At 31.6% G+C, this 26,684-nt stretch carries 24 protein-coding genes and 1 pseudogene; 14 read left to right on the top strand and 11 right to left on the bottom strand.

Annotation, left to right across the window (positions count from 1 at the left end; translation table 11 throughout):
* The first annotated feature begins 709 nt into the window (after nt 1-709).
* Nucleotides 710-874 carry a hypothetical protein gene (locus tag BM253_RS17335; protein WP_177205767.1) on the top strand — a complete coding sequence of 55 codons (165 nt, stop codon included), beginning with the start codon at nt 710-712 and terminating at the stop codon, nt 872-874.
* A gap of 383 nt (nt 875-1,257) precedes the next feature.
* Here BM253_RS17335 and BM253_RS10565 read toward each other — a convergent pair whose 3' ends face one another.
* Nucleotides 1,258-3,594, bottom strand: coding sequence for a mechanosensitive ion channel family protein (locus tag BM253_RS10565; RefSeq protein WP_091523584.1), 2,337 nt, complete (start codon nt 3,592-3,594; stop codon nt 1,258-1,260).
* A 495-nt stretch (nt 3,595-4,089) separates the two neighbouring features.
* On the opposite strand from BM253_RS10565, the gene BM253_RS10560 reads away from it, so the two are divergent.
* The 3 genes from BM253_RS10560 (at nt 4,090) to BM253_RS17185 (ending at nt 5,603) form a co-directional block, all read left to right on the top strand.
* Nucleotides 4,090-4,860 (top strand): SDR family NAD(P)-dependent oxidoreductase, encoded by a 771-nt coding sequence (locus BM253_RS10560; RefSeq protein ID WP_091523581.1) that lies wholly within the window; start codon nt 4,090-4,092, stop codon nt 4,858-4,860.
* 221 nt (nt 4,861-5,081) lie between these two features.
* Entirely contained in the window at nt 5,082-5,216 is a 135-nt protein-coding gene (locus tag BM253_RS17580; protein WP_262487583.1) for a hypothetical protein, read from the top strand.
* Nucleotides 5,217-5,330: 114 nt separating this feature from the next.
* Nucleotides 5,331-5,603, top strand: coding sequence for a hypothetical protein (locus BM253_RS17185; protein ID WP_143095625.1), 273 nt, complete (start codon nt 5,331-5,333; stop codon nt 5,601-5,603).
* Here the strand turns inward: BM253_RS17185 and BM253_RS17700 are convergent.
* Both BM253_RS17700 and BM253_RS10550 read right to left on the bottom strand, forming a co-directional pair.
* Nucleotides 5,573-5,755, bottom strand: a pseudogene (locus BM253_RS17700) (SDR family NAD(P)-dependent oxidoreductase); the annotation flags it as partial. The gene BM253_RS17185 and the pseudogene BM253_RS17700 overlap by 31 nt on opposite strands.
* A gap of 438 nt (nt 5,756-6,193) precedes the next feature.
* Nucleotides 6,194-7,687 (bottom strand): hypothetical protein, encoded by a 1,494-nt coding sequence (locus BM253_RS10550; RefSeq protein ID WP_143095624.1) that lies wholly within the window; start codon nt 7,685-7,687, stop codon nt 6,194-6,196.
* A 1,111-nt stretch (nt 7,688-8,798) separates the two neighbouring features.
* Here BM253_RS10550 and BM253_RS10540 point away from each other — a divergent pair.
* From BM253_RS10540 to BM253_RS17510, 5 genes are all read left to right on the top strand, one after another.
* The gene (locus tag BM253_RS10540) at nt 8,799-9,812 is read left to right on the top strand and encodes a gliding motility protein GldB-related protein (protein ID WP_218154371.1); all 1,014 of its coding nucleotides are present in this window, start codon (nt 8,799-8,801) and stop codon (nt 9,810-9,812) included.
* Nucleotides 9,813-9,867: 55 nt separating this feature from the next.
* Complete coding sequence (locus BM253_RS10535) at nt 9,868-11,220, top strand: S41 family peptidase (protein ID WP_091523568.1); 1,353 nt, start codon at nt 9,868-9,870, stop codon at nt 11,218-11,220.
* 473 nt (nt 11,221-11,693) lie between these two features.
* Nucleotides 11,694-12,107, top strand: a complete 414-nt coding sequence (locus tag BM253_RS10530; protein WP_091523565.1) for a hypothetical protein — start codon at nt 11,694-11,696, stop codon at nt 12,105-12,107.
* Between the two features lie 1,496 nt (nt 12,108-13,603).
* Nucleotides 13,604-13,903, top strand: a complete 300-nt coding sequence (locus BM253_RS17515; RefSeq protein WP_245758489.1) for a hypothetical protein — start codon at nt 13,604-13,606, stop codon at nt 13,901-13,903.
* 714 nt (nt 13,904-14,617) lie between these two features.
* A complete protein-coding gene (locus BM253_RS17510) occupies nt 14,618-14,815 on the top strand; it encodes a hypothetical protein (RefSeq protein WP_245758488.1) in 198 nt (65 codons plus the stop codon).
* 407 nt (nt 14,816-15,222) lie between these two features.
* On the opposite strand, the gene BM253_RS10515 is transcribed toward BM253_RS17510, so the two are convergent.
* The 3 genes from BM253_RS10515 to BM253_RS10505 all read right to left on the bottom strand — a co-directional run bounded on the left by BM253_RS10515 (nt 15,223) and on the right by BM253_RS10505 (nt 17,709).
* The gene (locus tag BM253_RS10515; RefSeq protein ID WP_091523557.1) at nt 15,223-15,792 is read right to left on the bottom strand and encodes a porin family protein; all 570 of its coding nucleotides are present in this window, start codon (nt 15,790-15,792) and stop codon (nt 15,223-15,225) included.
* A gap of 133 nt (nt 15,793-15,925) precedes the next feature.
* Nucleotides 15,926-16,627 carry a LytR/AlgR family response regulator transcription factor gene (locus BM253_RS10510; protein WP_091523554.1) on the bottom strand — a complete coding sequence of 234 codons (702 nt, stop codon included), beginning with the start codon at nt 16,625-16,627 and terminating at the stop codon, nt 15,926-15,928.
* Nucleotides 16,624-17,709, bottom strand: coding sequence for a sensor histidine kinase (locus BM253_RS10505; RefSeq protein ID WP_091523551.1), 1,086 nt, complete (start codon nt 17,707-17,709; stop codon nt 16,624-16,626). The genes BM253_RS10510 and BM253_RS10505 overlap by 4 nt, the downstream gene beginning before the upstream one ends.
* A gap of 354 nt (nt 17,710-18,063) precedes the next feature.
* On the opposite strand from BM253_RS10505, the gene BM253_RS17505 reads away from it, so the two are divergent.
* Nucleotides 18,064-18,519, top strand: coding sequence for a hypothetical protein (locus tag BM253_RS17505; protein ID WP_245758487.1), 456 nt, complete (start codon nt 18,064-18,066; stop codon nt 18,517-18,519).
* A 19-nt stretch (nt 18,520-18,538) separates the two neighbouring features.
* Nucleotides 18,539-19,273 (top strand): IS21-like element helper ATPase IstB, encoded by a 735-nt coding sequence (gene istB / locus BM253_RS10495; protein WP_091523548.1) that lies wholly within the window; start codon nt 18,539-18,541, stop codon nt 19,271-19,273.
* Nucleotides 19,274-19,566: 293 nt separating this feature from the next.
* Here the strand turns inward: istB and BM253_RS10490 are convergent, their stop codons facing one another.
* The 5 genes from BM253_RS10490 to BM253_RS10470 all read right to left on the bottom strand — a co-directional run bounded on the left by BM253_RS10490 (nt 19,567) and on the right by BM253_RS10470 (nt 23,314).
* Complete coding sequence (locus tag BM253_RS10490; protein WP_091523544.1) at nt 19,567-20,544, bottom strand: T9SS type A sorting domain-containing protein; 978 nt, start codon at nt 20,542-20,544, stop codon at nt 19,567-19,569.
* Between the two features lie 190 nt (nt 20,545-20,734).
* Complete coding sequence (locus BM253_RS10485; RefSeq protein ID WP_143095622.1) at nt 20,735-20,989, bottom strand: hypothetical protein; 255 nt, start codon at nt 20,987-20,989, stop codon at nt 20,735-20,737.
* 127 nt (nt 20,990-21,116) lie between these two features.
* The gene (locus BM253_RS10480; protein WP_143095621.1) at nt 21,117-21,854 is read right to left on the bottom strand and encodes a hypothetical protein; all 738 of its coding nucleotides are present in this window, start codon (nt 21,852-21,854) and stop codon (nt 21,117-21,119) included.
* A 59-nt stretch (nt 21,855-21,913) separates the two neighbouring features.
* Complete coding sequence (locus BM253_RS10475; RefSeq protein ID WP_143095620.1) at nt 21,914-22,318, bottom strand: hypothetical protein; 405 nt, start codon at nt 22,316-22,318, stop codon at nt 21,914-21,916.
* Nucleotides 22,319-22,723: 405 nt separating this feature from the next.
* Nucleotides 22,724-23,314 (bottom strand): hypothetical protein, encoded by a 591-nt coding sequence (locus tag BM253_RS10470; protein ID WP_143095619.1) that lies wholly within the window; start codon nt 23,312-23,314, stop codon nt 22,724-22,726.
* A 355-nt stretch (nt 23,315-23,669) separates the two neighbouring features.
* On the opposite strand from BM253_RS10470, the gene BM253_RS10465 reads away from it, so the two are divergent.
* From BM253_RS10465 to BM253_RS10455, 3 genes are all read left to right on the top strand, one after another.
* Nucleotides 23,670-25,364, top strand: coding sequence for a helix-turn-helix domain-containing protein (locus BM253_RS10465; protein WP_177205766.1), 1,695 nt, complete (start codon nt 23,670-23,672; stop codon nt 25,362-25,364).
* Between the two features lie 242 nt (nt 25,365-25,606).
* Complete coding sequence (locus BM253_RS10460; protein ID WP_091523524.1) at nt 25,607-26,203, top strand: hypothetical protein; 597 nt, start codon at nt 25,607-25,609, stop codon at nt 26,201-26,203.
* A 36-nt stretch (nt 26,204-26,239) separates the two neighbouring features.
* Nucleotides 26,240-26,677 (top strand): hypothetical protein, encoded by a 438-nt coding sequence (locus BM253_RS10455; RefSeq protein ID WP_091523521.1) that lies wholly within the window; start codon nt 26,240-26,242, stop codon nt 26,675-26,677.
* The last annotated feature ends 7 nt before the right edge of the window (nt 26,678-26,684 follow it).

The following is a 26,684-nucleotide window of genomic DNA, read 5'->3' as shown; positions in this document are numbered from 1 at the left end:
ATCGCTAAAAACACTTTGAATTATACTTTTATTTCGCCCGGTTTGTTTACCGTTTTTAAACAAAATACCGTAAGGCATAGTATAGCCCCTAATGGTGATCAAACATTTTTGAAGATAAGTATCGATATTAAAGACACGTAGCTGCATTTTGTGTGTATCAATTCAAAAACCGAAAAAAACCAACATCATTCAAAAAACAAAAGCAATGGTTTGGGTTTAGCGAACATAAAAAGACGCAGTTAAAAATCACCAGTAACTCGCAAGAGTATATTGTTGATTTAACTATTCCCTTATAGACTCTGTCACAGTAGGAAATTAATCTCTGTAAAAGAAAATCTTTAGTCAATATAAAACTAGAAATGTATAGGCAAAAAAATATCAATTGTTACAATATAATTTGATATTGCTAACCAGACATCTATACTGTGTGAGAACAACGCTCATATATTGTTTCAAGTATTTTGCATAGCAAAATAAGATGGTGGAATTATCTTATAAAAAGAAACTCATTAAAAACAGTATTTTCATACATTTATGAAAAATTAACACAACAAATGGAGAACTCCACTAATCCAAAAAGAAACAAAGATTATGATAACTTATACTAATTTATCTGCATTAAAAAGTTTACGTCTAGTAGCAATAACCGTTTTTATTAAATTTTTTACAGTATAAATGCAACTCACAATGCGTATTTGAAGATTTTCTCGTGGAGACTGTTTCCAGATACTACGATTCAACAAATTTCGCAACAGCTGAATTTACTTACGACAGCAATCACCAACAGCTTACTAAAAACATTACAGGTAAGATGCCGGAAGCAGGTGAGGTTATTGACCTTAGTCATTTAGACGAATTTATATATAAATGGTAAAGTATTCAAAATAGCAATCAACGATTTTAGCCATTTTATATTAACTCACTAACTTCTCTTTTTCTATGACGTTCAAGGAACTCTGATTAGAAAAGAAACGTGGAAGAACAACATAATGTTAGACCATATTAATTATCATAACGGCCGAGTAACAAGTGCCTACAAAGACAATATGTTACCGTTTGATTTTATTACGATTTACTATGACAGTTTAGGTATGTATCACAGCAAACAAAGATTTTTCCGGCAACAGATCTGATCGGAAAGCTAAATGAGCATGTTAGAAACAAAGTACAAATCAAATTACAACACCTTCCAATTGTCAAAACATTTAATTTTTAGTATTAACTACGCAATTTTAACGATACGAGGTTTCACTAGAATTATTGAACGAACATCTCATTCTGTTTTAGTTCGGTATAAAGAAAGCTTTTAGTATTACTCATCACTTTTTCGAAATTGCCAGAATCTTTAAACCAAAACTGTATTCTAATCTTAAAATCTTCTTCCGAAACAGTATCAAATAACACTGTCGGTTTTGGGAAAGACAGTACATCTTCAATTTGGACTAAACAATTGACAATAAATGCTTCGAGTTGAACAGCATTTTTAGAACTTTTTATAGAATATGAAAGTTCAACTCTACGTTTATTGTTTTTATAAGACCAGTTTATAATATCCTGAGAGAGAATTGTCCCATTTGGAATAATTACTTCGGCACCTTCATCGGTTTGCAGTGTACTTGTTCTTACACCCATCTCCTTCACCCTCCCCGATTTTCCGTTGATCTGCACATTATCCCCAATCTTTAAAGGTCGTTCAAAGAGTAAGATAAGTCCCGACACGAAATTATTAACGATGTTTTGGAATCCCATACCTACACCAACACTAAGCGCACCAAGAACCACTGTTATTTTGTCAACAGGCAGCCCGGAAGCAGCCACTGCTATAATATAGCCCAAACATATTATAAGCAGTCTTGTAATAACTAAACTTGACTGTTCAAACTTTTCGTCTTCCTCTTCAATACCCACATTCCCGAACACATACCCGATGTGTTTTCTGATAAAATGAGCTATAAATACGATGATAATAAAATAAATAATACTCCCTGCAGTGATGTGGATACTGCCGATATTAATAGGAAGATCCATTATGGCATCTATTAGAGATTCCAGCGCAACATACAGATTCAAATTACTTATAAAACTTATAGAGCAAAAAATGTACACAGATATATTTAGTGGTTTTGAAAGATTAGAGACCATATTGGATGTATTAACAGTATTATCAATTGCGAGCTTTAACCTCCTTTGCAACATTTGCAATTTCAAAAGATCCAATATAATATCTTTAACTTTAAATAAACAAATTAATTGCAATACACAGACAATAGAAGCATAAATTAAATTATAACTCACCAAGACACGATTAGTGAAAAGACAGAACAGAGAGAGTAAAGTTGTTAATATAATCAATAATGAAATTATTCCATATGTCTTCTGCACGTTATTTTTTATTATACCCTTGGACATCAGTATAACTGCAATTACTGCCGTGGAGATACTAACAATTGTAAGAACAACCTTATGAACAACAGTAAAATTTTGTGCGTTAAGAAATAATATCACAATGTACAACGCAAAAAAACCAAGATAAAACTTCCCATATTTTTTTCTTTCTTGTTTGTCAAGCATTTTTACAAACATAAATACTGACAATGACTGTATTAAGAATTGGTAAAAAGATGGAGTGTTAAGATCTAACAGAGGCACTAAATTTAGCACCATAAACGTAATATGAGTAAAGGGACGCATAAATATGCCTTCGCTGAAAACCGAAGACAAATAAGTGTCAGTAACCTTATCTTTCACGAACCTAACTTTACGGTTAGTCCAATAGTATACGATTGAAACCAATAATATTGGTAAAAACACGAAAAGAAATAAGTTATCCTGCATGTACATACCAACAATTTTGGCATTTATTTGTGACTGTGTAATCACTCCACCACTGCCACTTGAGTTATTAGGTTTTGCATTTGTTTTTTTAAATGTTGCAATATTGCTCTCAAACAAGAGATCCCTTGTTTGTTTTTGCAAGTCTTTAAGCTGTATATTTATGGTAGACAGCTGTATCCCCTGCTGATCAATAAGAGATATTCTCTCGGCTATAATACTGTCTAAAGAAGCCCACCTTCCACTTAAAGAATTAAGTTTTTCCCTATCTTGAATACTCATAACACTAGCAATTTCTGCAAGAACAGGATCGGCGGAAATATCGTACAATGATTTACGAGCGGATTTGAAGATGGTGTCAAGTTTAAAATTGTCAGTCTTAAGTCTGTTCTGTTCCCGTTCGGAATTGTTTAATAATTTAAGGTATAACTGAAGGTCTCTTGCATTAATTTGAGAGTGCAATTTTATGGAAGCATTGATGATGTTTATCAACTCCTCAGTCTTCAGTATATTAATAGCATTCTGCCGATTAACGGGTACTGAAATTTTTTCCTGTATTTCACTTATTTCAAGAAATGCCTTTTCTATATGTTCTACATAATCTTTGTTCTTGACATCGGTAGTATCGCGTTGGGAAAAAAGGCTTACGTTATGAGAAGGCTTCTTACCTTTTACTTGGGCAGATGCACACATACTTAACTGTAAATATGTTACTCCAAGTAAAAGTAGAAATTTAATGATGCTTCTTTTATTAAATTTCATATATAACTGAATTTAAAATTGATAATTATTTTATAATATTGATTAGGATTTTACAACATTTTAGTCTGGTCTTCAAAAAACTTCATTTGTTCGATTAAGCGTTAAAATATCCGTTTTATTTTTACCTAAAATATGCCCTAACTTCAGAAAGCTTTTTAATCCTCAAAACGACATTAAAAGCAACCAGCTAAATTAAAATATATAAGATAGCCGGAATTAAAAACTATACTAACGGTTCTTTTTACTATACCAACATTTCCCTGTAGTTTGATTGATACTTCTTCATCAATGGTATATAATTTAGCTGATTTTTCAGACAGCAAGCAAGCAGACAATAAGTAACTTTAATAATTCCAGCAATTTCTATTAAGACAAAAATTTTATCGGAAAACATCGTGTATTGGTATAGCACAACAACAGCTTCGTATAGATTTGTATTTAATTCATGTTTAAAGTATGTAACTTAGGTTTAATTCTAAACAAAATTTATATAATATGAGAGGTTTAAAAGATAAGAGAATTCTTATTGCCGGAGGGGCAACAGGTATTGGAGCTGCGACAGCCAAGAGATTAGCATCAGAAGGTGTAGCTGTTGTAATTGGAGATATAAACATAGAGGGTGCAGAATCTGTTGTCAGATCTATTGAGGATAATGGTGGTAAAGCTTATGCATTCAAGTTCGATCTTGCTGACGAAACCAGCATCCGTTCGTTGATTGATTTTACAATTGAAAAACTTGGAGGATTAGACGGCATCGCAAACATAGGTGCAGACGTATCGGATGCTACGGCAGGAAATGACATTGAAGTTCTGGAAATGCAGTTGCCGATATGGGAAAAAACACTTAATACAAACCTAATCGGATACGCGCTGGTAATAAAGTATGGTTTACCACATCTTAAAAATGCTGGTGGAGGATATATCGTAAATACAACAAGTGCAGCATTTCATATTGGAGAAAAAGTTCGTCCGGCATATGCTGCTTCAAAGGCAGGTGTTAATACCCTTACAAGACACATAGCATCAACATACGGTAAAGATGATGTGAGATGTAACTGCGTAAGCCCTGGTGCTGTGCTGACTGAAACCGGACTATCAAAACTATCTGAAGATTTTCAGGCACAGATTTTAGCAGGAACACCGCTTAACAGATTAGGCAAGCCAGAAGACCTTGCAAATACTATTGCATTTTTACTATCGGATGAAGCAGAATGGATAACCGGTCAGGTGTGGTCTATTAACGGAGGTGCAGGCTATCGGGAATAATACATCAATGGACTAAAGATGTTATAATTATAATTGTAATTTTACTGACAAACCAGAAATTCTCGAAAAGGGCTGTTTCTGGTTTTGTTTTAAAATTCTGTTATAAAAAAATCTTATGCTACCTAGATGATTCTCTAGAAAAAAATGAAATTAATCTGAGTAGTGCCGTAGTCACATTCCTACAGTACCGAAGTTTACCGGATTAATGAAAATAAATATTTATGAACAGAACATTCTCATCAAACGATTTAAAGGTAGAATTGATATCAGAATTAAGAAGGCATGTACATAGTAGAGGGTATACGGATGTTGAAGGATTTACGATGATGACAGGTGTAGAAGCCGTTGCTAATTAAAAGTACAAGGATAATTTTAACACAAGCTATTTCTATTTACTATGTATAGATAAAGGCGAGCTTCAGAAGTCAATAAATCAAGAAAAATATAACTGTTGAAAAAATGATATTTTATTGAGCAGCCCTGGATCGGTTCGTAAAATTGTGCACTTAGAAAAAGATACCGTAATTTCGGGAATAAGCTTCACTTTTGACTTTCTTTTGCAGTTACCGTACTCAGAAAATAATAGGCTAACTTCCTACTTTCATTCGGTTTCCACTCCCTTGTGGAGCTTAAACAAAGATGAAGCTTTTATCGTAAAACAAGCATTAACACCATTAAATATTCCGGGAATGTTTATATCGACCAGACTTTGTCAGTTAGCTACAGGTACATCCCAAACATAGCCAAACTGCTCAATTCCGGCATTATTTATCAGTAAGGTTACTTCGCCTAAACTACCGCATACTTTTTCAGCTAACACTACCAGGGCATCTGCGTCTCGTACATCAATCTTAAATGCTTTAGCACGTCCTCCTATACTGTTGATATCTGCCGCAACCCTCTCAGCATTTTATCTACTACTGCTACCACCATCCCTAGTGAAGACGGTTAGAGTGCCAGACCTTCACTAACGCCAGAACCAGAACCTGTGATAACGGCAACTCCGTTGCCAAAAGTTTTTTTTACTTTGCTCATTATTAATCGTTTTAAATTAGTAAAATCTCTAGTTAGAAATTAGTTCGTAAAGTAATGTGTACCGACTATTACTCAAAGCTACCCTCCACGGTTCATTATTACTTACCCAATATTCGGTATTACTGGTCAAAAAAACCTGAAATAAAAAAACATAGTAGTCTCTATGAGTACTACATTTTAAGAAAACAAAAAAGGCTGGAGCTAAAAAACTCCAACCTAACAATCAAACAATTTCACACTATTTATTACTCTTTTATTCTGTTTATCACAATATTCTAATTATGTTTTTATGTGATCATTATTTCTTATTTACATAGACAATGCATTCTTCTCCGCCTGTAGGACCAGTCCAATGATTGGTCTGATCACCCGTATAACCGTAAAACACATAACCAGCTTCCGTTTTTGCGCTTTTCCAAGAAAAATCAGAAACTTCTTTTGCTGCTTTTTTCAATAACGGCATCATAACCTTATGTACTGCAATTTTTTCAGATGAAAGAAATTCATAGTTTGGCGCACTTAAGCTAAAATCCACATCAAAAGTCTTTATTTTTGCATCTCTTTTGATCAATTTAGATAATTTGATAACCTGAGCATCATTTGGTGGGCAAGCAATTCCTTCATTTACATATGCTTCCACATTTCCCTTCACATTTACTATCGGATACTTGTTCATAATCATAAGTGCAAAATTATGTTCTGTGCCACCTACAAGTTCTAGTTTCAGATCCGGTTCATTCTTCACATACCCCAGACCATCAATTCCAGCTCTTAATGCCCCCTTCCCATTCAAGCTACCTGCCCATTTTCTTCCAAGCATGTCGGTTGGCGTCTTTGTGTAAGATATATACCACGAGTTACCTGTAGTGTTTTCACCCGCCAGATTTGGTCCTGTACTTGTACTTTCACCTTCATCCACTGTCCATTCATTTGCATTAACACCTAAAAACAATGGCTCTCCATCATGAAACTTTAGTGTTACGTTCTTACCTAGATCTGCAGAAGTAAACAGCCCTCCAAACTCTTTCATTAATAATTCGGAATTATCATCTACTTTAAGTTGTTCCCCGATAAACATTCCTATCATGGTAGAATTTCCCGAAACGCTCATACGCCCTAGTAATAGACTGCCGTTGAACACGCTATTATCTTTCATAAATACATATCCGGTTACAAAACCTTTTAATGTACCATTAACCTCGGTATGAGCCGTTACCAGTGTTGTTCCATCCTGAACTTCCAAAACAGCCTCTTTGCCAATTATTATTTTTCCGGTAGACAGTAAATTTTGTTTCAGAATTTTGTTTCCTGTAACGGTCAGGTCTACAGTAAGTATACCTCCTGTTTCGTAAAGCGCGTCAGTTGGACTGTTGTAAAACGGGAGATCCGTAAACACTACTTCATAATTATGTTTTCCGTAATATACGACTGCTTTAGAAATACCCGCTTTTCCATCATCCGTTTTTAAATTTCCTTCTATTTTAATTTTTTCTGTACCTGACAACCTTTTGTTTAGGTCTTCATTTGAAATCTTACCATTTTCGGTTTGTGACAGATATATTACACGATGTGTATTGATATTAGCATCATTCCAATTGTTAAATGTTCCATCGAAAATGGCAGTGTTACTGTTAAATTCTGATTTAACTAAAAGATAAGACTCTTCTTTTCTAAGTTCTGACTGGTACTTCTTCCACATAATATTCCATACCACTCCCGTATTTTTCAGTGCATACTTGCCCCCAAAGAAAGCAGCTGCAAATAAAACAGCTACAGAAATTATAATTTTCATAGATTTATTTATTTTCATATAATATTCACACAATAATCTCTTAAACAATGGTTATGTTAAACCCTTAATACTACCTTACATTTCACTATATATAAAGTACTGATACAATATTACTATATTTATAAAACAATGTTTTATTTACTATACCAACAACACCTTAAATTATACCAATACAACATATTACCATACCGGTTAGTTAAGGACTTACTATTTTTAGAACCATAAGAGATAAAAACTTACTTGCGCGAAGCATAAGATTATTATAATGTGTAGAAGGAAAAGTTTTAGTTCAATAAAAACATTTGATTCCAATCAAATAAAATCTTCAAAAAGATTTAAGGTAAAAGAACAATATACTAGAGCAATTAATGAAGAGGTAAAACAACTTAAACTTAATACGCTTTTGTCAATACTCTTATATAGAAAAAAAGCCAAAGGTAAAAACCTTCAGCCTTTCAATCAATCAATAACAAAACTATTTATTCTTTTTCTATTTTTTTCATTTGTAACAACTATATAAGCTAGAAAATGCATATTTAGATATAAAAAGCTGTATTATCTGATTTCAATATTAGTAAATAAAATCTAACGGTATTTCTTTATTAGACCAATATACCTTTATTTTAGACGAAACACCTTTCTTACAGTACCAACAAATTCTTGACCCAGATAAATAAGCTGTATCGTCCTAAGTATTAATTTAGTACTGCTATCAGTTATAAGCTTAAAAAAATATGGCGATCTTGTTATTTATTATATAAGAAAAACGTACTACATTTGTGCACTATTGTTAACGCTTTATTGACGATCCAAAGAGAATCGCTATACATTTCTTCCATTTTATCTAACAATACGATAAAGAACTTGTGAATTTTCACAAAAAAGTTTGCAGGTTGTTTTCCTCATAATGCTTTAATGTAACGTATATCGCGGTCTATTATTTCTCCGTATGGATTATTAAATACCACCTAATTTTTGAAAAAAAATATTCTTTAATCAAAAGAAGTTGTTATTTTTGTATTTTAAATCTTCCTATTAGATCGCTTTAAAGTACTACTTTTAAAGCGGTGTCTTCACAGTATAATTTTTTAATCGAACTATAAGAGAAAAAATGAATTCAAAATATTTATTGCTTTTTACATTTTGTGCAATTGCGAGTTCTTGCAAACTTAAAAAAATTGTACAGTCAGATTTCAACTACAAGCAAATTGAAAAAATATCGGACAGCATTGTGGTAGATAATATTACTGTACACAATCTTTTTAAATACCAGATTCTTGCCCATAAAAAATCTAAATTTGATTCCTTAATGATTCAAAGCAAGGTATATCTCCCCCATAAAAGCTTATGGGATAACTGCTACGGCTCAATATTTGGCGAAGAAAACAGTTATCTGTTCAATAATAAAAACGGAATGATAAAATGGAATAAAATTCTTTTTAAAGAGAATAAGCAACAATTCGTCGACCACACAAAAGAAATTACAAGCATTAATATAAACCATCTGCTGAGATCAAATTTAGAAAAGTTCAACAGACTTGTTCCGTATAAGCCTACAGCAAAGGTAAGTATGTTATTTACTCCGATTACCGGAATTGGGTTTGGAGGATGCAGTTCTATGGAATTTGCGTTTGAAATTAATAATGAATCTCTGGATCTGCGTTATACGTTAGAAAAAGGATTTGCACATGAACTTAATCATTTCGTATATGAACAGTTTCGAAATAATGATAGCGAACGTCATTCTGCACTAAGCCAAACAATTGACGAAGGATTTGCCTGCTATTTCACATACATATTTTTTGATAAAAAAATAACAGAATATGAGGCAGTTGAAAATATGACTAGAGAGGAATGGAGTTGGTTTATAGAGAATGAAAAAGAAATCTTTCTGAAAAGCAAAATTTACTTTTCAGATAATTCCGGCAACAATCCCCTCCTCAGAAATGAAAAATTCAAACTATTTCCAAAAGCTCCGAAAACTTTAAATTACTGGTTAGGATACAGAATTGTTAGCAAATATGTAGAGGAGTATGGTGAAGACTCATGGAAAGACATTTACGAACTGACCGCTAAAGAAGTTTTTGAAAAAAGTAAGTACGAACAATATATAAACAATCTTTAGAAAATCTCGTAATTTGAACAGCTCTTTATAAGTATAAAATATAAGAACACATCCAATGAAGATATTACTATACCTTCCGATACTTTTTACGCTAAATATTTATAGCCAAACTGTAAAACTTATTTCAAAAGACGAAGTAGATGAAGATGTTGATTATATTAAATACACCATCGAAGACGCAAGCGTAAGTCCTTACAGCCAAATTTCAAAAAAAAAATTTGTACGCCTCATCAACCGTGCTCATAGAAGAATTTTAAAGAAAGATATAATTAGTCCCTTTGATTTTTATCTTGCTTTTCAACCAATTATCGCTAAATTAAGGGATGGTCATACAGAACTTAACATAGCGGACCGCATTTCTGAAACAGACTACCTCATCTTTCCTTTTACAGTAGGGATTCAAAATAACTCACTGTTTATAAAGTCAATAAAAGACGGTTACCAGAATTTTGTTCCAGATAATGTTATTGGAAAAAAAATAGTGCGAATAGACGGAATAAATGTACATAAAATCATAAAACTTTTTGGAAGCTACACAAGTGCCGAAACAAATAAAAGTAGTATCGCCTTAAGCCAATATTACTTCAACGACTACTACAATCTTTTCATCGAAAAAAAAGACACCTTAAAGATAGTATTTGAAGACGAGACTAATGTAGATATTAATATATTAAAGCGATCACAATTAAAAAATACATCTCAAAAAAATAATAAAATTGAAAATTTTAGTTACTGCATAGTAAAAGATAAAAACTATGCGCTACTTACTATTAGAAGTTTTTCAGATTTAGAGTTTTTTAAAACATTTTTACTTGAAATGTTTGATAGGTTAAAACAAGAAAATATAACAAACCTTATAATAGATATACGGGAAAATGGAGGCGGAAACTCAGAACTTGGAGATGAACTACTAAGCTACTTGGTATCACAACCGTTTACGCAATATAATAAGACAGTAACAAAATACAGTGAAACACAGAAACAGTTTTTAAAAAACAGCAGCTACACAGACTTAGAATATACGCAAAAAATTTTGAGTAACACATCAGGAAAAATTGGAACAGAAATTAAATCGTCCAATTTGATAAATACAAAAGGAGAAGATCAAAAGTTTAAGGGAAGTGTAATAGTCCTTATAAGCGGGCAAACGTTTTCCTCTGCAGCCGATTTCGCTAATGCACTTAAGTATTACCGCACAGGGATTCTGGTAGGTGAAGAGTCGGGCGGTTTCGTAGTATCTGGAGGAGAAAGCATACAGATTAAACTGCCAAACTCAAAACTGATCCTCAACATATCTACTTCAATGGACTATGATGTAGGAACCAATGAAGGAGACCGCCATGGTGTAAGACCAGATATCCACGTTCCATCTGCAAAAGCACTAGATTATATTTTAAAAAACTTTTAAACAACTATAAATACGAATTATCACTATTCTATTTTTTACTCTCTCTTCCATTTCAGTATTTTCCCAGAAAAGTTGTAACTGCTCTGAAAAAATAAACTATGTGACAGAGCAAATTGAAAAAAACTCCGCTTCTTTTGCCCATCAGGTTTATGAAAGAGTACCAAAAACATAAGCATCAAGTAAAAAAAGCTGCAAAAAAACTCAGAACTTAAAAAGAATGTTTAGGAATTTTACAGTTTTATCTTTCTTTCTTAAGAGATGTACATCAACAAATTTATACAACAGACAGCTACTATTCCTTTAAAACCTTCAACCAAACACTGTCTGTTTCAAAATTTATAGCAGAAAATGTCGAGAAACTTACTGTAAAGCCCGTTAAAACAAACGAAATTGAAAGAACATGTAATTATGGTATCGGAGCTTTTGATGTTCATGTATAGAAAAACAAGAAAAAAGGAAGACAGTTTGTAGGGTTGCTTACAAATACACCTATAGAAAAACGGGCAGCTTTAGGTTCGATAGGAGATTTGAAAATCGCATTTTATAAAAATCCAGGAGGCGAACTTTACGCAAATTACTGGAGCTTCGCTCAGAAGTCCTCTACGTTTAAAGTTGTCTTAAAAAAAGATATTCTTAAGTTAGGCAGAGCAAACACATTCTACCGTGGTAAATCGAAAATCAAGAAAAGTGAAGCTTATAATCTGCGCGACTCAACCTACTTTGTAAAGCTAGACAGCAATACTAATAACTTCATAATTAACACTTTCGATTTTGAAACAAAAAGGATTATAGATTCATTGATCCTAAACCACAAAGATAACCTGACATCAGTAAAAAACCTAATCATAGATGTTCAAAACAACGGTGGTGGAAGTGACTTAAGCTAATATCCCCTACTTCCCTATATATATAATGGACAGTAAAACATATGAAAGTCCCATTGCGGCGTCACCGATATGGGTAAGTAAAGATAATTTCGAAGATTATAACAATGAAAGATATTTATACGATGTATCTAGCAAACAAGACAGTTCACAGAGTTCCTCTAGAATTGTATCCATTTGGTATAAAAAAATATCACATAGCTAGTTAAACATGTATTATTGCAACATACTATATGGACTATGTAGTGCATATATCTCTATAGATCTTTATTGCTTTGGTTAAAGAAGATCAATTAAGCCAAAGTTTATTTCATACTTTGGCTTTTTATTATAAACTCAATATAGCTCTGCATAAAATTAATAATGCACAATGTATTACACTCCACAAAATCCAATACAAAATTTAATTTGATGAAAGATTGGACATTCTTGTAGAGCAAATAGTTACTATTGTATAAAATACCTAATAGTTTGTATAGTTAAATCATATACTGTTATTGATTGTCGTAAAATTGTACGCTATACATTATACCATATGAAAAAAAGGAACATACTACTATTTCCATTTATGCCACTTGAGAACCATTCAATACTCGAAAATTCTACTTTACACGAAATACAGAAACAATGGATTGAAGACATAATCACCGTACTTACACCGTTTAAATATAAAATTTCTGCTAATAAGGGCGGTGAAATAAATCATTTTTACAATACGTCAACAGATATTGATGATGGTTTGTATATTACAAAATTAGATGGAATTTTAACTGGAATGCCATTTCATTTTAGGTGGTATTGCTCTAGTATAAATTACCGCATCATTATCCAAACGTCCAAAAACCGCCACAGGATAAGTTGGCAGTATAACTTTACTTCTAAAAATAATATTGCATCCCTATATTTTTTGATTTTCAAACGAAAAAAAATAAAATTTTTTTTAGACGAGAAAGTACTGTCTGTTCATAAAAAGTCTTAATTATGAGAAAGTATAATTTTAAATACAGTAAATTAATTAAAAAAGATTCTTTGGAAAAAATTAAAAGCCGAATACTATACAAGATATTTTATAAAATATTTTTTTATGCTTCTAAAATTCATAAGGAAATACCAGGTGACATCGCTTACTGGACGGGTTATAAAATTGCCGAGTCCTACTACGAAAATTCAAGTGATAAGAAGAGAACCTTAAAATAAATGATCGAATGGGATAATCAACAGTTTATTCTTCATAAAAGCAGGTATAATTTAGTTTACGTACGTAAAAATAATGATTAACCTATAAATAAATTACCTATTTTAAATTAAAAAAATCTAAATGGAAAGACTATTTTTTTTCATAACTACTTTTGCTATCAAATATTTTTTTTGCTCAACAAAAGAATCTTTTACTTACAGGTACAGTACATATTTCAGTTAAAGAGGGAACATTTGATTGCAATCTTACTTTAAGCAACATCCCTGATATTTAAAACTACATCATAAGACTTAATTCAGGAATGAACCACCTTCACTTCAGAAGCATGGAGCCAAACTACTTTTTAATTTATCCCAGTAAATCATTAAGTGATATAACTTCTACTGGTGAAACAAATGCCTATTTTTTTACCAATAATACAAGAACGGAAAAATTTTTACCTAACACAGTACAGATTGAGTATGTTGGAAAATATCCTGTTGTTAAGGATACTATTGAGAATTACAGTAGGAAAGATTGGAAAGGGAATATTGCTTTTAACCATAATTCATTGAGAACCGATGGTGTTCATCTGCCTGATATCCTGTTCTATATGATATAGAAGCAGACAAAACTTCTGAAAAGGTGATGTATGATATTGACCTTGTTTGTGACGATTGCAATACACTTTACATTAATGGTAATTTGCCTATAAATAAAAAGTCTTAGAATTTTAAGAGCAATATAACTCAAGAATTATCTCTTTTTCTAGATAATTATGCCTTGACAGAAAACAACGGTACTTACGTACTAAATCCCTATTTAAGTAAAGACTAAATCAAAGAATTCAGTCGTCTAGTTAACAATTTTAAAAAACTTTACGAGTCAAAACTAAACATTCCCTTTGAGCAGGCAACGGTATTTATCCGTACCACACCAACCTCAAAAGACGGTTGGCTTATATATCTTATCCCTCAATACAGTATTGGTTGGGGTGATAATGGTCTTAAAAGTTTGTTTAACCCAAAAAATACAAAATTAGTACCGTCCGTTTATAGCTCATGAACTAGGCCATTACTATTTTGAAAAGTACAAAGTCTTTAATTCGGAACTTCGGGATATGATTAGCGAAGGTTTTGCAGAATACTTATCGCTTAAGCTCACAAAAAATGACATAGGAGAAAAAGTGTACGACAACAGTATCAGTAAAAAGTTGTAAAATTTAAAGGATTTCTCCCACCCCATATTATTCCATTTGCAAAGATTACGTCACAATCTGACTATTTAGACCGAAAACTATATGTTTATTATTATGCACCTATAATTTTTACAGCAATTGAAAAAGAAATTGGAGAAGAAAAAATGTGGTTGTGGCTTAATAGTTAGTAACGACACAAATACCAATTACGATTTCTTATGTTCTACACTGAAGTCTGGACTCAATAACGTAGAATTAACTCAGTTGATCATAAATAAGTATTTTGAAAGTTCTACCACTTTTGAAAATGCAGATAAAATAATCCGTGATTTTTAGCTAATATTACAAAGCAAGTAAATCTCAAATTTAACTTTCTACATATATTCTGATTTCCATCAGGAAGAGATAGTATTTTACTGTTAAAGTCATAATTAATCAATATCTCATTGATTGCTGTATCGTTTTACGAAGTAAATATCTTTAAGCATTTTAGTAATTAATGACGAGGAAACTTTGAGAGAAATAATTGTGATTTTAATACTGAATTTCGCCAATAAATAAATTACTACGAGCCAATTAAGTACTAATTTTACCTATACTACTACTAAGACAACTCCAAATATCGAAGAAAAAACAAATTTAAATACTCCTTTAATTAATGTCGTATATAATCAAAAACTTCTTTCAGAAAAATTCTGAAAGAAGTAAAAAATCAAGATCAATTATTAATGAAAAAAAAATATTTAAAATAAATTAGCAGCTAATCCAACCTGAATTTGTCTACTGTTTGGTGAATCACCTATGTTACTAACATCACTGAAACCCCAAGTATACCTGCCGTAAATTCTCAAAGGTCTCAAATTAATCTCAACACCAGCGACAAGTCCCAAATCAGTTTTCTTAAAGAGTTTTTTACTATTCTGCAGGATTGATTGATTACTATTAGACAAAAAACTGAACTGCGGACCTCCAAGAAGCGTGATAAATCCTTGACTGTTAACACGTAATAATAGTGGAACAGATACATAATTTAACTTCTTCTTTTTGTCAAACGTATTTAACAAGACATCAACATACCTATCTTCAATTTTAGTATTTGTCTGGTTGAATTGAACCTCAAGCTGTAACCCTAATGCTTTAGTGAAATCGTAGTAAGTATAACCTCCCAACTGATATCCCAGAGCGAATTTATCGCTGAAACCCTCACCATCAATTTTTGTAAGATTTGCTCCAGCTTTTACTCCCAGATGTAATTGACCGTAACTTTTACTTAATCCGATAAAAAATACAGTTAACAATAGAATCTTTTTCATAATTATAAACGAGTTAAATTTTTATCAAAAATATCTCTCTTTACATTGTGAGAATTAGAATCTATACAAACACCTTATATTACTATACCAAAATAAGATCATTTCCGATTAATTATTTTTCTTCTGGAAAAATTTAAAAATTATAATTTCTAAAAAAATCCTCCCGGTAATTTTTACCTAGATTTATTTCCAAATCATCTATCCAAACACTAAAGTTGTTAAATGAGGTTACATATTTATTATTCACTATATAACTTCTATTTATCCGGGAAAACTTATTTGAAGGGAGCTTACTGTATATATTTTTTAAGTTCATCCAAGTGATATGGCGATCGTCTTTAATTATATTAATTATAACATAATCCTTTAGTGCTTCGATATAAATTATATCATCAAAATAAATCTTATGGAAACGTTTATCTGCACGGACAATTATATAATCCTCCATAGCATTTTCCACAATATACTTTTCTTTTTTCATTAAAGACAGATAAGATGACGCTTTGGAAATGCTAATATCAAAACGTTTTTGTGATATAGGCTTAACCAGATAATCCAAGGCGTCTAAATTATAACTGTCAATTGCATACTGTGAGTACGCTGTGGTGAAGATCACCAATACATTACCGGGAACACTTTCTGCAAATTCAATCCCATTTAAATCTGGCATTTCAATATCTAGAAAAACAATATCTACCTGATGATTTTTTAAAAACTCATCAACACCGATCGCACTTCTAAATGACTTTAAAAGAACCAAAGGAGGTGAGTTGGTAATCAAATCTTCCATCCCCATTCTTGCTACTGGCTCATCATCTATAACTATACAGTTCATACAGGTATTTTTAAAATTGCTATATATTCGTCTTTATTTCTACTAGCATTCAAAGTAAATGAATCTTTGTAAATCAGTTCAAGTCTTCTTTGTAGATTGGTAAGCCCAACTCCATGCTGACTGTCAGAAGCCATTCTCAACAAAGGAACCGAATTTGTGACACGAATCTTCAAATATTCAGCCTCCAATGTAAAAACAACATCTACATAAGATTCATCTGTAGTATCTGCACTATGCTTGATTGCATTCTCTATTAATATTAAAATTAAATGTGGCGGTATATTTAAATGCTTTATATTTTCTTCCCCTGAATCAATCACGTATTCGAAATCATCTCTTCTCATTTTTTCCAGACTAAGATAATTATGTATGAACTTAATTTCTGAAACAATAGTAACTTTCTCTTCACTATTTTCATATAAAAGATATCTTAAAAATTCTGAGAGTTTAACTATAATAAATGACGCTTTTTCAGGATCTTTTCTAGTAAGAATGTTTATGTTATTTAGCATATTGAACAGAAAATGAGGTTGAATTTGACTTCTCAAAGCAATCAGTTCGCTTTCAATGGATTTTTTCTTCAACTCATAAAACTTTTCTGTATCATACATCCAATGTTGAAATAATTTTAATCCGCTGGAAAATAAAAAAATTGGTATCAGAAAAAACGTCACCAAAAATATTTCCTGAATCGAATTTTTAAAATTCAGATTTTGAATTAGTCTGTGGTTTTCAAGAACATACGATTTAAAGAAAAGTAGAATGATTGATCCTGCTAAAATTATTAAAAATAAATTCAGCAAATAGATCAATGCTTTTGAATTATATAAAAATGTTGGTATTAAAATATACATATTTACATAAAAAACCAGCAACATAAATAACACGCTTGAGATCCAATCTAAATGATCATAAATGCCATAAAATTCTCCCCAGTTTTTTCCGGAAAGCATTAAAGACAGTAGGCATAAAAAGCTGATAAGATGCCTTAACAATCTAAATTTCTTGTCGATAAGAAGTCTCAATAATGAATCTTCCTTTATTTGTTCCTCTTTGAAAATGAGATTAAAATTCTCCCTCATTGCTATCTTAGCATTAAATTAATTTTACAAATTAACATCAAATATACCTTCAACAATAAAAAACTATACTAGACATACTTTTTTCTATACTAAAATTAAAACCTTCTTTTAAATATCTAGATAAGTATAGTAATTTATTAAAAACTTTAAGATTCAAAATTACCGCAGTTTATTCAATTATACTAATAGCTTGATAATAGGAAAAAAATACAAAAGCCATGTTTTGTATAGAAAAATGAGCTATTCATATAGAAACTATTTCCTCATCTGCAAAATACAATTTCTTTGCATTCTTTTACTAAACTTTTTTATTGTATCGTAAAGCATAACTTAAAACCATGAAAAAAAAAATAATTGCTCTCAGCTTTTGCAATTTTCGGAAATATTTACTCGCAAACTACTGATGATTTAGTTGATAAAGTTACTTCTAGTCAGGTATCAGCTTTTCAGGCAGATCGCTTTGGAATATCTCTACAATTTAACATAAATTTTACTCAGCAGTCGCCCTTCGCTTTCAGATCAAAAAACAAAGAAACGGGTGAAATCACAAAAAATAAAATTAATAGCTTTTCACAGATAAATTCCAATATTAATGTAAATTACATAAGAAGAGCATTACATCTTGCCAAAAAAGTAGACAATATACGATTGGAAAATGCCTGTAAACGCGCATTGGAATACGGAGCCCATAATTACAATATTATAGAACGCATTCTTAAAAACGGATGGGATACTTTAGATGAAGAGCTTGAAGAACAACCCGATATACCCCGCCACGGCAATATAAGAGGCAGTAATTATTATAAATAAATTAAAACTTAAATAAACAATGAATACACAGACATTAGAACACATGAAACAGCTAAGGTTATACGGAATGTATAGAGCTTTTGAGGGGAGTTTATCACCACAGAACACAAACCTCTACACCAATGATGAGCTAATTGCATACCTTCTTCAGAGTGAATGGGATGACCGGCAAAATCAAAAGATAGAACGATTAACGCAAGCGGCACATTTTAGGTACAGCGCCGTAATAGAAGCTATCGATTATGATGCCTCAAGGTCTTTAGGTAAAAATCAAATACAACGCTTCTCCAGTTGCAATTTTATAGCCCAAAAACAAAATATACTTATTACCGGGAGTACCGGTGCAGGGAAAAGTTATATGGCGTCTGCAATTGGTCATCAAGCTTGCTCATTGGGGTACAAAGTGATGTATTTTAACACCAATAAACTGTTTACAATGCTAAAAACATCAAAAGCAGATGGTTCCTATTTAAAACAAATCAATAAACTGGAAAAACAAGATCTGCTGATCTTAGATGACTTTGGGCTTAAAGCTTTGGACACGATCAACAGGAACTCTTTTATGGAAATTATAGAAGACAGGCATGGTAAACACAGTACTATCATAGCCTCGCAATTACCGGTTGAAGCATGGCATGATATTATTGGAGAACAAACTATAGCAGATGCTATTTTGGATCGCCTTGTACACACTGCACATAGGATAGATATTAAAGGGGAATCTATGCGCAAAAAATTAAAAAATAATTATTAAATTTATACTCAGATGAATCGATTTTGAGCACTTGCTTTACTATGCTCACTTTCATCCGCTGCGAGTGCTTCACTTTATCCGTTCTATCCAGCTTATCAAGCAAAGTACGAATATAATAAATATTGAACCCTTAAAGGTTGAAAGTTAAAACCGAAAGTACCTGTTGAATAACTGTTCAAAGTATAAATATCTATAAAAATATGCCAAAGGTATATTTACCAGTACCAAAAGGTTACTGGAAATTTATCTAAAACTACCTTCTTTATTGATAGCAGTATTTAAAAGACCACCTATTATTTTTTCACAAACTTAAAGGTTGATTGATCTATTTGTAAAAGATAAACTGCTGCAGGAATTTCGGATACGCTAATTTTATTATGATCTACGCTTATAGCTCCTTTTTTCACAACATTACCAGTTATACTATAAATCTTATATTCTTTTGCTTCAGCCAGATGATCAAAAAACAAGAAATCGGCAGTTGGGTTAGGATACACTTTAACGGTATCGAACAAATTATCACTAATACCTGCATTTGCTGCGGGAGCAAAACGAAAAACAGTGCCACTTACCGGATATCCTGTAAACCCATAATTATCAAGCGTCACCTGACTTGAATCTGTATACTCTCCCAACAAAGGATTTTGTGCATTGTTATACAACATACACACAAAAGCCCCTGAAGATGGCTCACCACCCAAACCAAAATTGGTATAAGGCTCATCATTTGGATAATTGTAGGTGATTAAATTATGATCACCGATACGGTATTCAATAACATTTGAGCTTTCATACAACCAAATTTGAACATTTAGATAATAGGTGTTTCCTGAATAAAAGTTTCTTTCAACAGAAGAACCTGCATTTTTAAACTGCATTTTAAAAATACGATTTCCTGTAGATCCATCAATTTTATAACCTATGGGCGAAACTGAAGTTGTGGCATTAGCAGCACTTTTATCGGCAATGTGAATACCTGTACCGTAAAGCTCCACTTCGCTTGCGCTCATACTAAGTAACGAAATATTAGCACCATCGAACGTTATGAATTTATAATTGATGCCGTTTATATTAAAGTTAAATGGCAAGGTATAATCCCAATACAGAGCATTGTTTACATTATGTTTTTGCCAAGGCTTGCTGTTATTAATGCTGATAGGGTTTACCAAATCAGCGTATGTACTGTTAAGCTTGTTGAACGTATAAAAAGGCTGAGCATTTGCAAACAAGCTAATAATTAAAGTAATAAATAATGTAATTTTTGTTTTCATTTTTTTTAATTTTTAAAGCTGCCAATGGCAGCTTTATTATATACCCGTATATTTTACAAAAATGTATGGCGGATATTGAGCAAATAACTGTAGTTTATCTTTTGAATTATTTAAAATGTAATTAACACTTCTTTTATCTGGTTTGCTTATACCATCTGGTTCTGTTAAAAAATATATTTTTGTATCATCATTATACCAATAATTGTAATGAATCGTATTTATTCGTATGATTATTGTAACTATGGAATATAGCTTTATAATTTTCAAATAAAATTTTTGAAGCGCAACCCTGTTCTAACTCTCTATCTATTTTTCTCCACCAACCTTTCAATTCTTCCGAATGATTTTGATTTTTGTAGTATTTTCTTAGATCTTTTCCCTCGGTATCACATGACATTAATGATAGAATGCTTAAAGCTAGAATAAAATATGTTACATTTTTCATAATTTTTAAAAATAATTCGTTATTGTTGCTTTTAAGAACGTTTCCGAGTCACTAAAGATATCTGACAGTGTTACAATTTTAGATAGAGGGTTATACTATTTAAAATCAATATAAAACAATGAAATTACTAGAAATCTAAAACACGTTTAAACTTTTCCTTTTGAAAACGCCACCCCTTGCTTTGAATTTTACTGTAAATATCTTTTATATGATTACGCCCAAAAACAACTAGAATTTTTTGCGCATCTGATTGTTCTATCTTGTTGAGAACGTGCTGGTCTCTAATACCGTTTAAAATATAATATTCTTTATTTTCATCAATCTTAGTACACTTGTATTTCTTACCTAAAGATGTTTTATAATCACAATTGTTAAGTACAATTTTTCCGTAACGCTTTTCGAACATTTCTATCATCTGTTCTAAATACAGATCTGCGTGATGGTCTGTGTCTAAGTTTACACCATAATCAACATCGCTCTGTGAAACATATTTCTTATTTTGCAATGATTTAAAAGCTTCATTTTCGCTATCCATATAATCCATAAGTGCAAAACCGGTTACATGTCGGAATTTTCGCATTAAAGTATCTAATTGTAGTGAATCTGTTACATCAGAATTGATTCCTTCGTAAAATACTACAAATCCATCATTGCGCAAACTGTCTATTTTTCGTTTGGTCATTTCGTAGAATGCCGGTTTGTTTACATGAATCATTGGAATGGTAGCAACTTCTCTACCTTGTTTCTCATAATAACTAATAGCAAATGATTTGTTTGCAGCGTAGATACCAAATTTGGTCAACATTCCTTGAGCGTTAACATAACATGATAAAAATAGAAATAATAAAATAATCGTTTGCTTCATCTTTTAAAGATTTAGAATAGACAGAAGTCTAATCACTTCTGCCTATAAATTTAATTTTTTTATCTTTTGAACAGCCCCTTGAAGGCATGACCGATAGTTGATATAAATTCTCCAGCAACACACCAGCCTCTACCTTCTCCTTTTTTCATTTCATAACATTCTTTTATTCTCTGTCCGTGCGTTGGAGGACAACATGGATCAGCGGGTTTATCTTTATCGTCTTCAGGATCTCCATAAGCTTTTAATAAACTTTCTGAATTTTCTATAAAAAAATCTGGATTAATTTTTCCAGCTTCGAGCAAATTTTCTGAAAATTCCATGCTTACAATCTTAAAGTCATTGTGAGGTATTTTAAACCTAATTTGTCCTTCGGTTTCTTTATTATCTGCACCTTTATAAATTACATTCTCTACGATTAAATCGAATTCAGAATCATAAGAACGCATTTTCACAGGTAATTTCATATTAACAAATTTATAACCTTTAGCAGCACTTGCTTTCTGCTCTACCGAAGAATTTGCTGCCGTAGTTTCATTGTCATTACTACAGGCATACAAACCTAGTGATAAAATAGTTGCTCCTAAAATTCCTAAAGTAAAATTTTTAATTCTCTCATTTTAAAATAATTTCTTTACAGTTTTTTTATAATTTATAAGACTGCTGTTAAAAATAGTTTTACAGGTATCCCGCTGCAATCGGCTTCTAATTTGTTTCGCAAAACCGACATTCGCGACTACCGGTCTCCGAAACAAATTTCTATATGGTTTTGGTTATTATTAAAGGTGTAACTGCTAATTTAGCTTCGCTCCCCACATACACTGCTTCATGAATCCGCAGACTTTAGACTTCATCCTCAGGTTTTTAATCTTTTAATTGATTTTAGTTTTTAATTCTATTGCCCCTGCATACAATACAGCCTGCTTAAAGCTGTATTGGTTACCGTAAGCAAAGGCAATTGTTCTTCTTTTATTTAATTTATCATCATTACCATTACCTTTATTATCGTTATGCACTTTAAACAATGTATACATTAAACGATTTTCTTTTTCATCTTTTAATTGAAAGTCAACTACATTATTTTTATGTACAATATGATATAAATACTCCTTAAACTCTGCAGAATAATGTAATTCATCAATAATATTTTCATGTTTTTCAAGTAACATTTTTAATTGTTCCAGGTTAATTGATTCATAGGTATTTGCCTGTGTGTCACTTTTTAAAGTTCGATTCACATGTTTTTCAAAACTTACTACATTATCTATATAACTTTGATCACTATTATAAACAAAATTCTCAACAACATTTCTGTAGGTTTCGTAATCGGTATTAGTTAAACCTTTGGTCTTTTGCGCGTTTAATGATTTATAATTTGTTTCGCTTAGTAAAGTATCGTCAGTAGTTTCACACGAACTACATAAAGCTGAAATTGCTACAGCCGCTAAAAAAAATTTTTTCATTGTTTCGGATTTTTTATAGTGCTGCCCGGGTAGCGTTTTTGTTTCGGTGCAAAGATGGCACGCCCGGAAAAAACCGAACGGAAAAATTATCACGATTTAAGACAAGAGATAATTTAGGAACAGAAAAATCATCAAGTAAAGGGAAAATAAGTAATTTAAAAACACATTATAAACTTTAATATCAGCACTTTAAATCTAATTATTAAATAATGTTTTTTTTGTATTTTTGTATTGAAAAGAATGCTTGTTATTGATGATTTCATTTAAAAAGATTTTACTTATTACTCTATTATTGACGATTTTTCCGTTACCCATAGGTTCTTTTGCCCAAACGACTACTGATTCATATGAAAAATTGTGGAGTATAATACGAAATGATAGCGTTTCTAAAGAAAACAAACTTCAATATTTAGAGGTTTATTACCGTAAAGCACAGATTGAAAAAAATGGATTGGAAGCATACCGCGCCTTGGAAAAAAAATCGTACCTGGTTCCGTTTAATGATGCTGTGGTATTACTGCAAAAAATGCAGCCTTTAGTTAGTGAGTTAAAGAACGACAGTTTAGCCGGCGATTTTTTAAATCTTAATACAGTATTTTATTATGAACATAGAGTTTTTGAAAAAGCTTTAGAATATGCTATTGAATCAGAAAGCTTTAATGAAAAAACAAATAACCTATATAATCTTAATGCTGTACGAATTGATATCGGCAATATTTATTACCATACCCGTAGTTACGAAAAGGCATTAAGCTATTTTACTCAAGCAAAAGAATACCATAAAACCTTTAAGGATGAAAACCATAGACGAAGTTACGTTATAGCTTTATATAGTTTAGGTAAAACATACTGGCAGCTGGAAGATGTTCAGCACTTGAAAGAAACTATTAGCGAAAGCGAAGATGCCATTAAACTTTTACAGCCTAAACACCAAATATTTGAAACTGCCTACTTAAATTATATTAAAGGCGGTTTAGCTTTTTTAGAAAGTGATTATGCAAGCGCTAAAGATTATTTTGAGTCTGCCTTAACTATAATACAAAAAAACGGTGATTTTACCAACGAACATGTTATTTACCTTTATTTAGGTAAAATTGTTTGGAACCAAAATAAAAAAGCTACAGCGGTAACTTATTTTAATAAAGTAGACCAGCTTTTTCAGGAAAAGAAGTTTTTAAATTATGAACTGCGTGAAACATACGAATACCTTATTTCCTATTACAAAGAAACTAAACAGCCCCAATTACAATTACAGGTTACTGAAAGCTTAATTGCCTTAAACCGTCAGTTTGAAAAAGAGCAGCATAATATAACCAAGACATTACACGCCGAACTGGATACAAAAAAACTGGTAAAAGAACGGGTGCGACTGCACAAACAATTAAAAAGCAGTAAAAAGACTTACGGCTTCTGGTTAAGCATTTTAGGTGCCGGTTTACTGGTACTTACCGCCTACTCTTATTGGCAAGACAAGGAGAAGAAAAAGTTTAAAACAAAATTTGAAGGTCTATTACAAAAAATTCAATCTGAAAGAAAACCTGAAACGGTTTTACAAGATGCTAATAAACAAAAAGTCAATTTAGAAGAAGAAATAAATTTAAAAGAAGGTACAGAGAACCAGCCTGAAATATTCGCTACAAAAGAGGCATCCATTCAAGACAATAAAAGTGTCGCTTTAAAGGCAACCGAGAAAAGACTTTTGCGAGAGTTGGAACGTTTTGAGAAAGAAAAAGTTTTTTTAACTACCGTAAAACTAGATGATCTGGCTAAAGATTTCGGTACCAATCGAAACACCTTATCAGCCCTTATAAACGAACATAAAGGTAATTTCAACAGCTACATAAACAAATTACGTATTAACGACCTGCTTAAAGATTTAACAGATCAGCCGGAAATTCGTAAGCTTACCATTACAGAGCTTGCCGAAATGTACGGTTTTTCAAACGCTAAGACATTAACCAACCAATTTAAAGCAGAAACAGAACTAACTCCTTCGTATTTTATTAAAGAATTAGAGTTAAGGGATTTACAAGAAAAAAGAAAGAAATGATGGCAAATTTATCGTGAAAGTAGGTAAAAGAACTGCCATCACAATAAAATGTAACTTTACACAAAATCTTGTGCATCGATAATGACAGAAATCAAAAAGCTATTACAATAAGTTGAAAAAAAGTAATGTGTCAATAGTTAAAAAACAATGATGTACATTATTAAAACTTCTTGAATAGTACATATTTTTGCTACTTATAACTGATACAGTCAAATCATATAGGATAATTACCACAAAAAATTATGAAAAAAAATCTACTATTTATAATCTCACTTTTCTTTAGCGTTTCGGTTTACTCACAAAGTATGAAGTCACTAAACAATATTAGTGCAAATGATACAGTTCCAGAAGGACAAGCCGTGATATATGGAAATTTTATACAAAGACTTGGTTTTAGCAGTGGTGGTTTTTCGCAGGATATCAGGATAATAAATCTTGAATCTAATGAGATTTCTACTTTTAGGGTAAAGCCAATTTTTAAAACCGCAAAGGAAAATAGTTTTTGCTATGTAATAGAACCAGGAGAATACGCTATTCTAAATTATTGGTGGACAGAAAGTAAATGGTACGGAGGACAAATGTTTACCGAACCCATTTATAAGAACATTGATGCAACTAAAGATTTCGAAGAAAAAATTAAATCGGGAGAGCTGACAGAAAAAGATCTTATAAAATATACTTTTACAATTACTGAAAACTCGCTAAATTATTTAGGCACATGGCATTTTAACAAAGGTTTAGTTTCGTTCACGGACGATAAAACAAAACTTGACAAAAAATTATCCAATACATTCAAAAAGCTTGATTTCATTAATGCTACAACTATAATACCTAATTAAAAAACTGTAAATACATAACACAAAAAAATAGACAAATTGAAAAAAACACTTATAATCTTTACAACAATTCTATTAGCACTAAGCCTATTTAGCTGTGAAGAAGAAAACTGCTTTACACCACCCCAACCTATCGTTTTTGAATTTGTAAATGCTGATGGAGATAATTTAATAGCAAGCGGGCTATTAACAAATGGTGAAATTGTTATTCAGCAAGACCTAGGTAATGGTAGCAGTTTAAGAATTAATGTACAGATAACGGAAGATAATAAAGCCCTACTTGAAAATGTAGGCTGGTTCGATGGAACCAGGAATTATACTGTTTACCTAATTCTAGATTCGGTAAAATCATTTAATTTCAGCATTAGATCATCAAAAATAAAAAATAACTGCAGCGGTTATATAATTGACGACGTAACTATTGAAAATACATTATCAACCAAACAAGATGGCTATTATAGAGTTATAATGAATTAGAAACTTA

The sequence above is a fragment of the Paenimyroides ummariense genome, assembly GCF_900115115.1.
GTDB classification, from domain to species: Bacteria; Bacteroidota; Bacteroidia; order Flavobacteriales; family Flavobacteriaceae; genus Flavobacterium; species Flavobacterium ummariense.
Note: the sequence above shows the minus strand (reverse complement) of the source record. Positions and strands in the feature narration are given on the sequence as shown.

Coding starts and splice junctions, on each gene's coding strand:
- BM253_RS10490 (WP_091523544.1), bottom strand. CDS start 20,544: ATGAAAACAAAAATTACATTATTTATTACTTTAATTATTAGCTTGTTT.
- BM253_RS10535 (WP_091523568.1), top strand. CDS start 9,868: ATGAAGATATTACTATACCTTCCGATACTTTTTACGCTAAATATTTAT.
- BM253_RS10475 (WP_143095620.1), bottom strand. CDS start 22,318: ATGAAATTACCTGTGAAAATGCGTTCTTATGATTCTGAATTCGATTTA.
- BM253_RS10480 (WP_143095621.1), bottom strand. CDS start 21,854: ATGAAGCAAACGATTATTTTATTATTTCTATTTTTATCATGTTATGTT.
- BM253_RS10485 (WP_143095622.1), bottom strand. CDS start 20,989: ATGAAAAATGTAACATATTTTATTCTAGCTTTAAGCATTCTATCATTA.
- BM253_RS10470 (WP_143095619.1), bottom strand. CDS start 23,314: ATGAAAAAATTTTTTTTAGCGGCTGTAGCAATTTCAGCTTTATGTAGT.
- BM253_RS10510 (WP_091523554.1), bottom strand. CDS start 16,627: ATGAACTGTATAGTTATAGATGATGAGCCAGTAGCAAGAATGGGGATG.
- BM253_RS17580 (WP_262487583.1), top strand. CDS start 5,082: ATGAACAGAACATTCTCATCAAACGATTTAAAGGTAGAATTGATATCA.
- BM253_RS10540 (WP_218154371.1), top strand. CDS start 8,799: ATGAATTCAAAATATTTATTGCTTTTTACATTTTGTGCAATTGCGAGT.
- BM253_RS10505 (WP_091523551.1), bottom strand. CDS start 17,709: ATGAGGGAGAATTTTAATCTCATTTTCAAAGAGGAACAAATAAAGGAA.
- BM253_RS10560 (WP_091523581.1), top strand. CDS start 4,090: ATGAGAGGTTTAAAAGATAAGAGAATTCTTATTGCCGGAGGGGCAACA.
- BM253_RS10550 (WP_143095624.1), bottom strand. CDS start 7,687: ATGAAAATTATAATTTCTGTAGCTGTTTTATTTGCAGCTGCTTTCTTT.
- BM253_RS10515 (WP_091523557.1), bottom strand. CDS start 15,792: ATGAAAAAGATTCTATTGTTAACTGTATTTTTTATCGGATTAAGTAAA.
- BM253_RS10460 (WP_091523524.1), top strand. CDS start 25,607: ATGAAAAAAAATCTACTATTTATAATCTCACTTTTCTTTAGCGTTTCG.
- istB (WP_091523548.1), top strand. CDS start 18,539: ATGAATACACAGACATTAGAACACATGAAACAGCTAAGGTTATACGGA.
- BM253_RS10565 (WP_091523584.1), bottom strand. CDS start 3,594: ATGAAATTTAATAAAAGAAGCATCATTAAATTTCTACTTTTACTTGGA.
- BM253_RS17515 (WP_245758489.1), top strand. CDS start 13,604: ATGAACCACCTTCACTTCAGAAGCATGGAGCCAAACTACTTTTTAATT.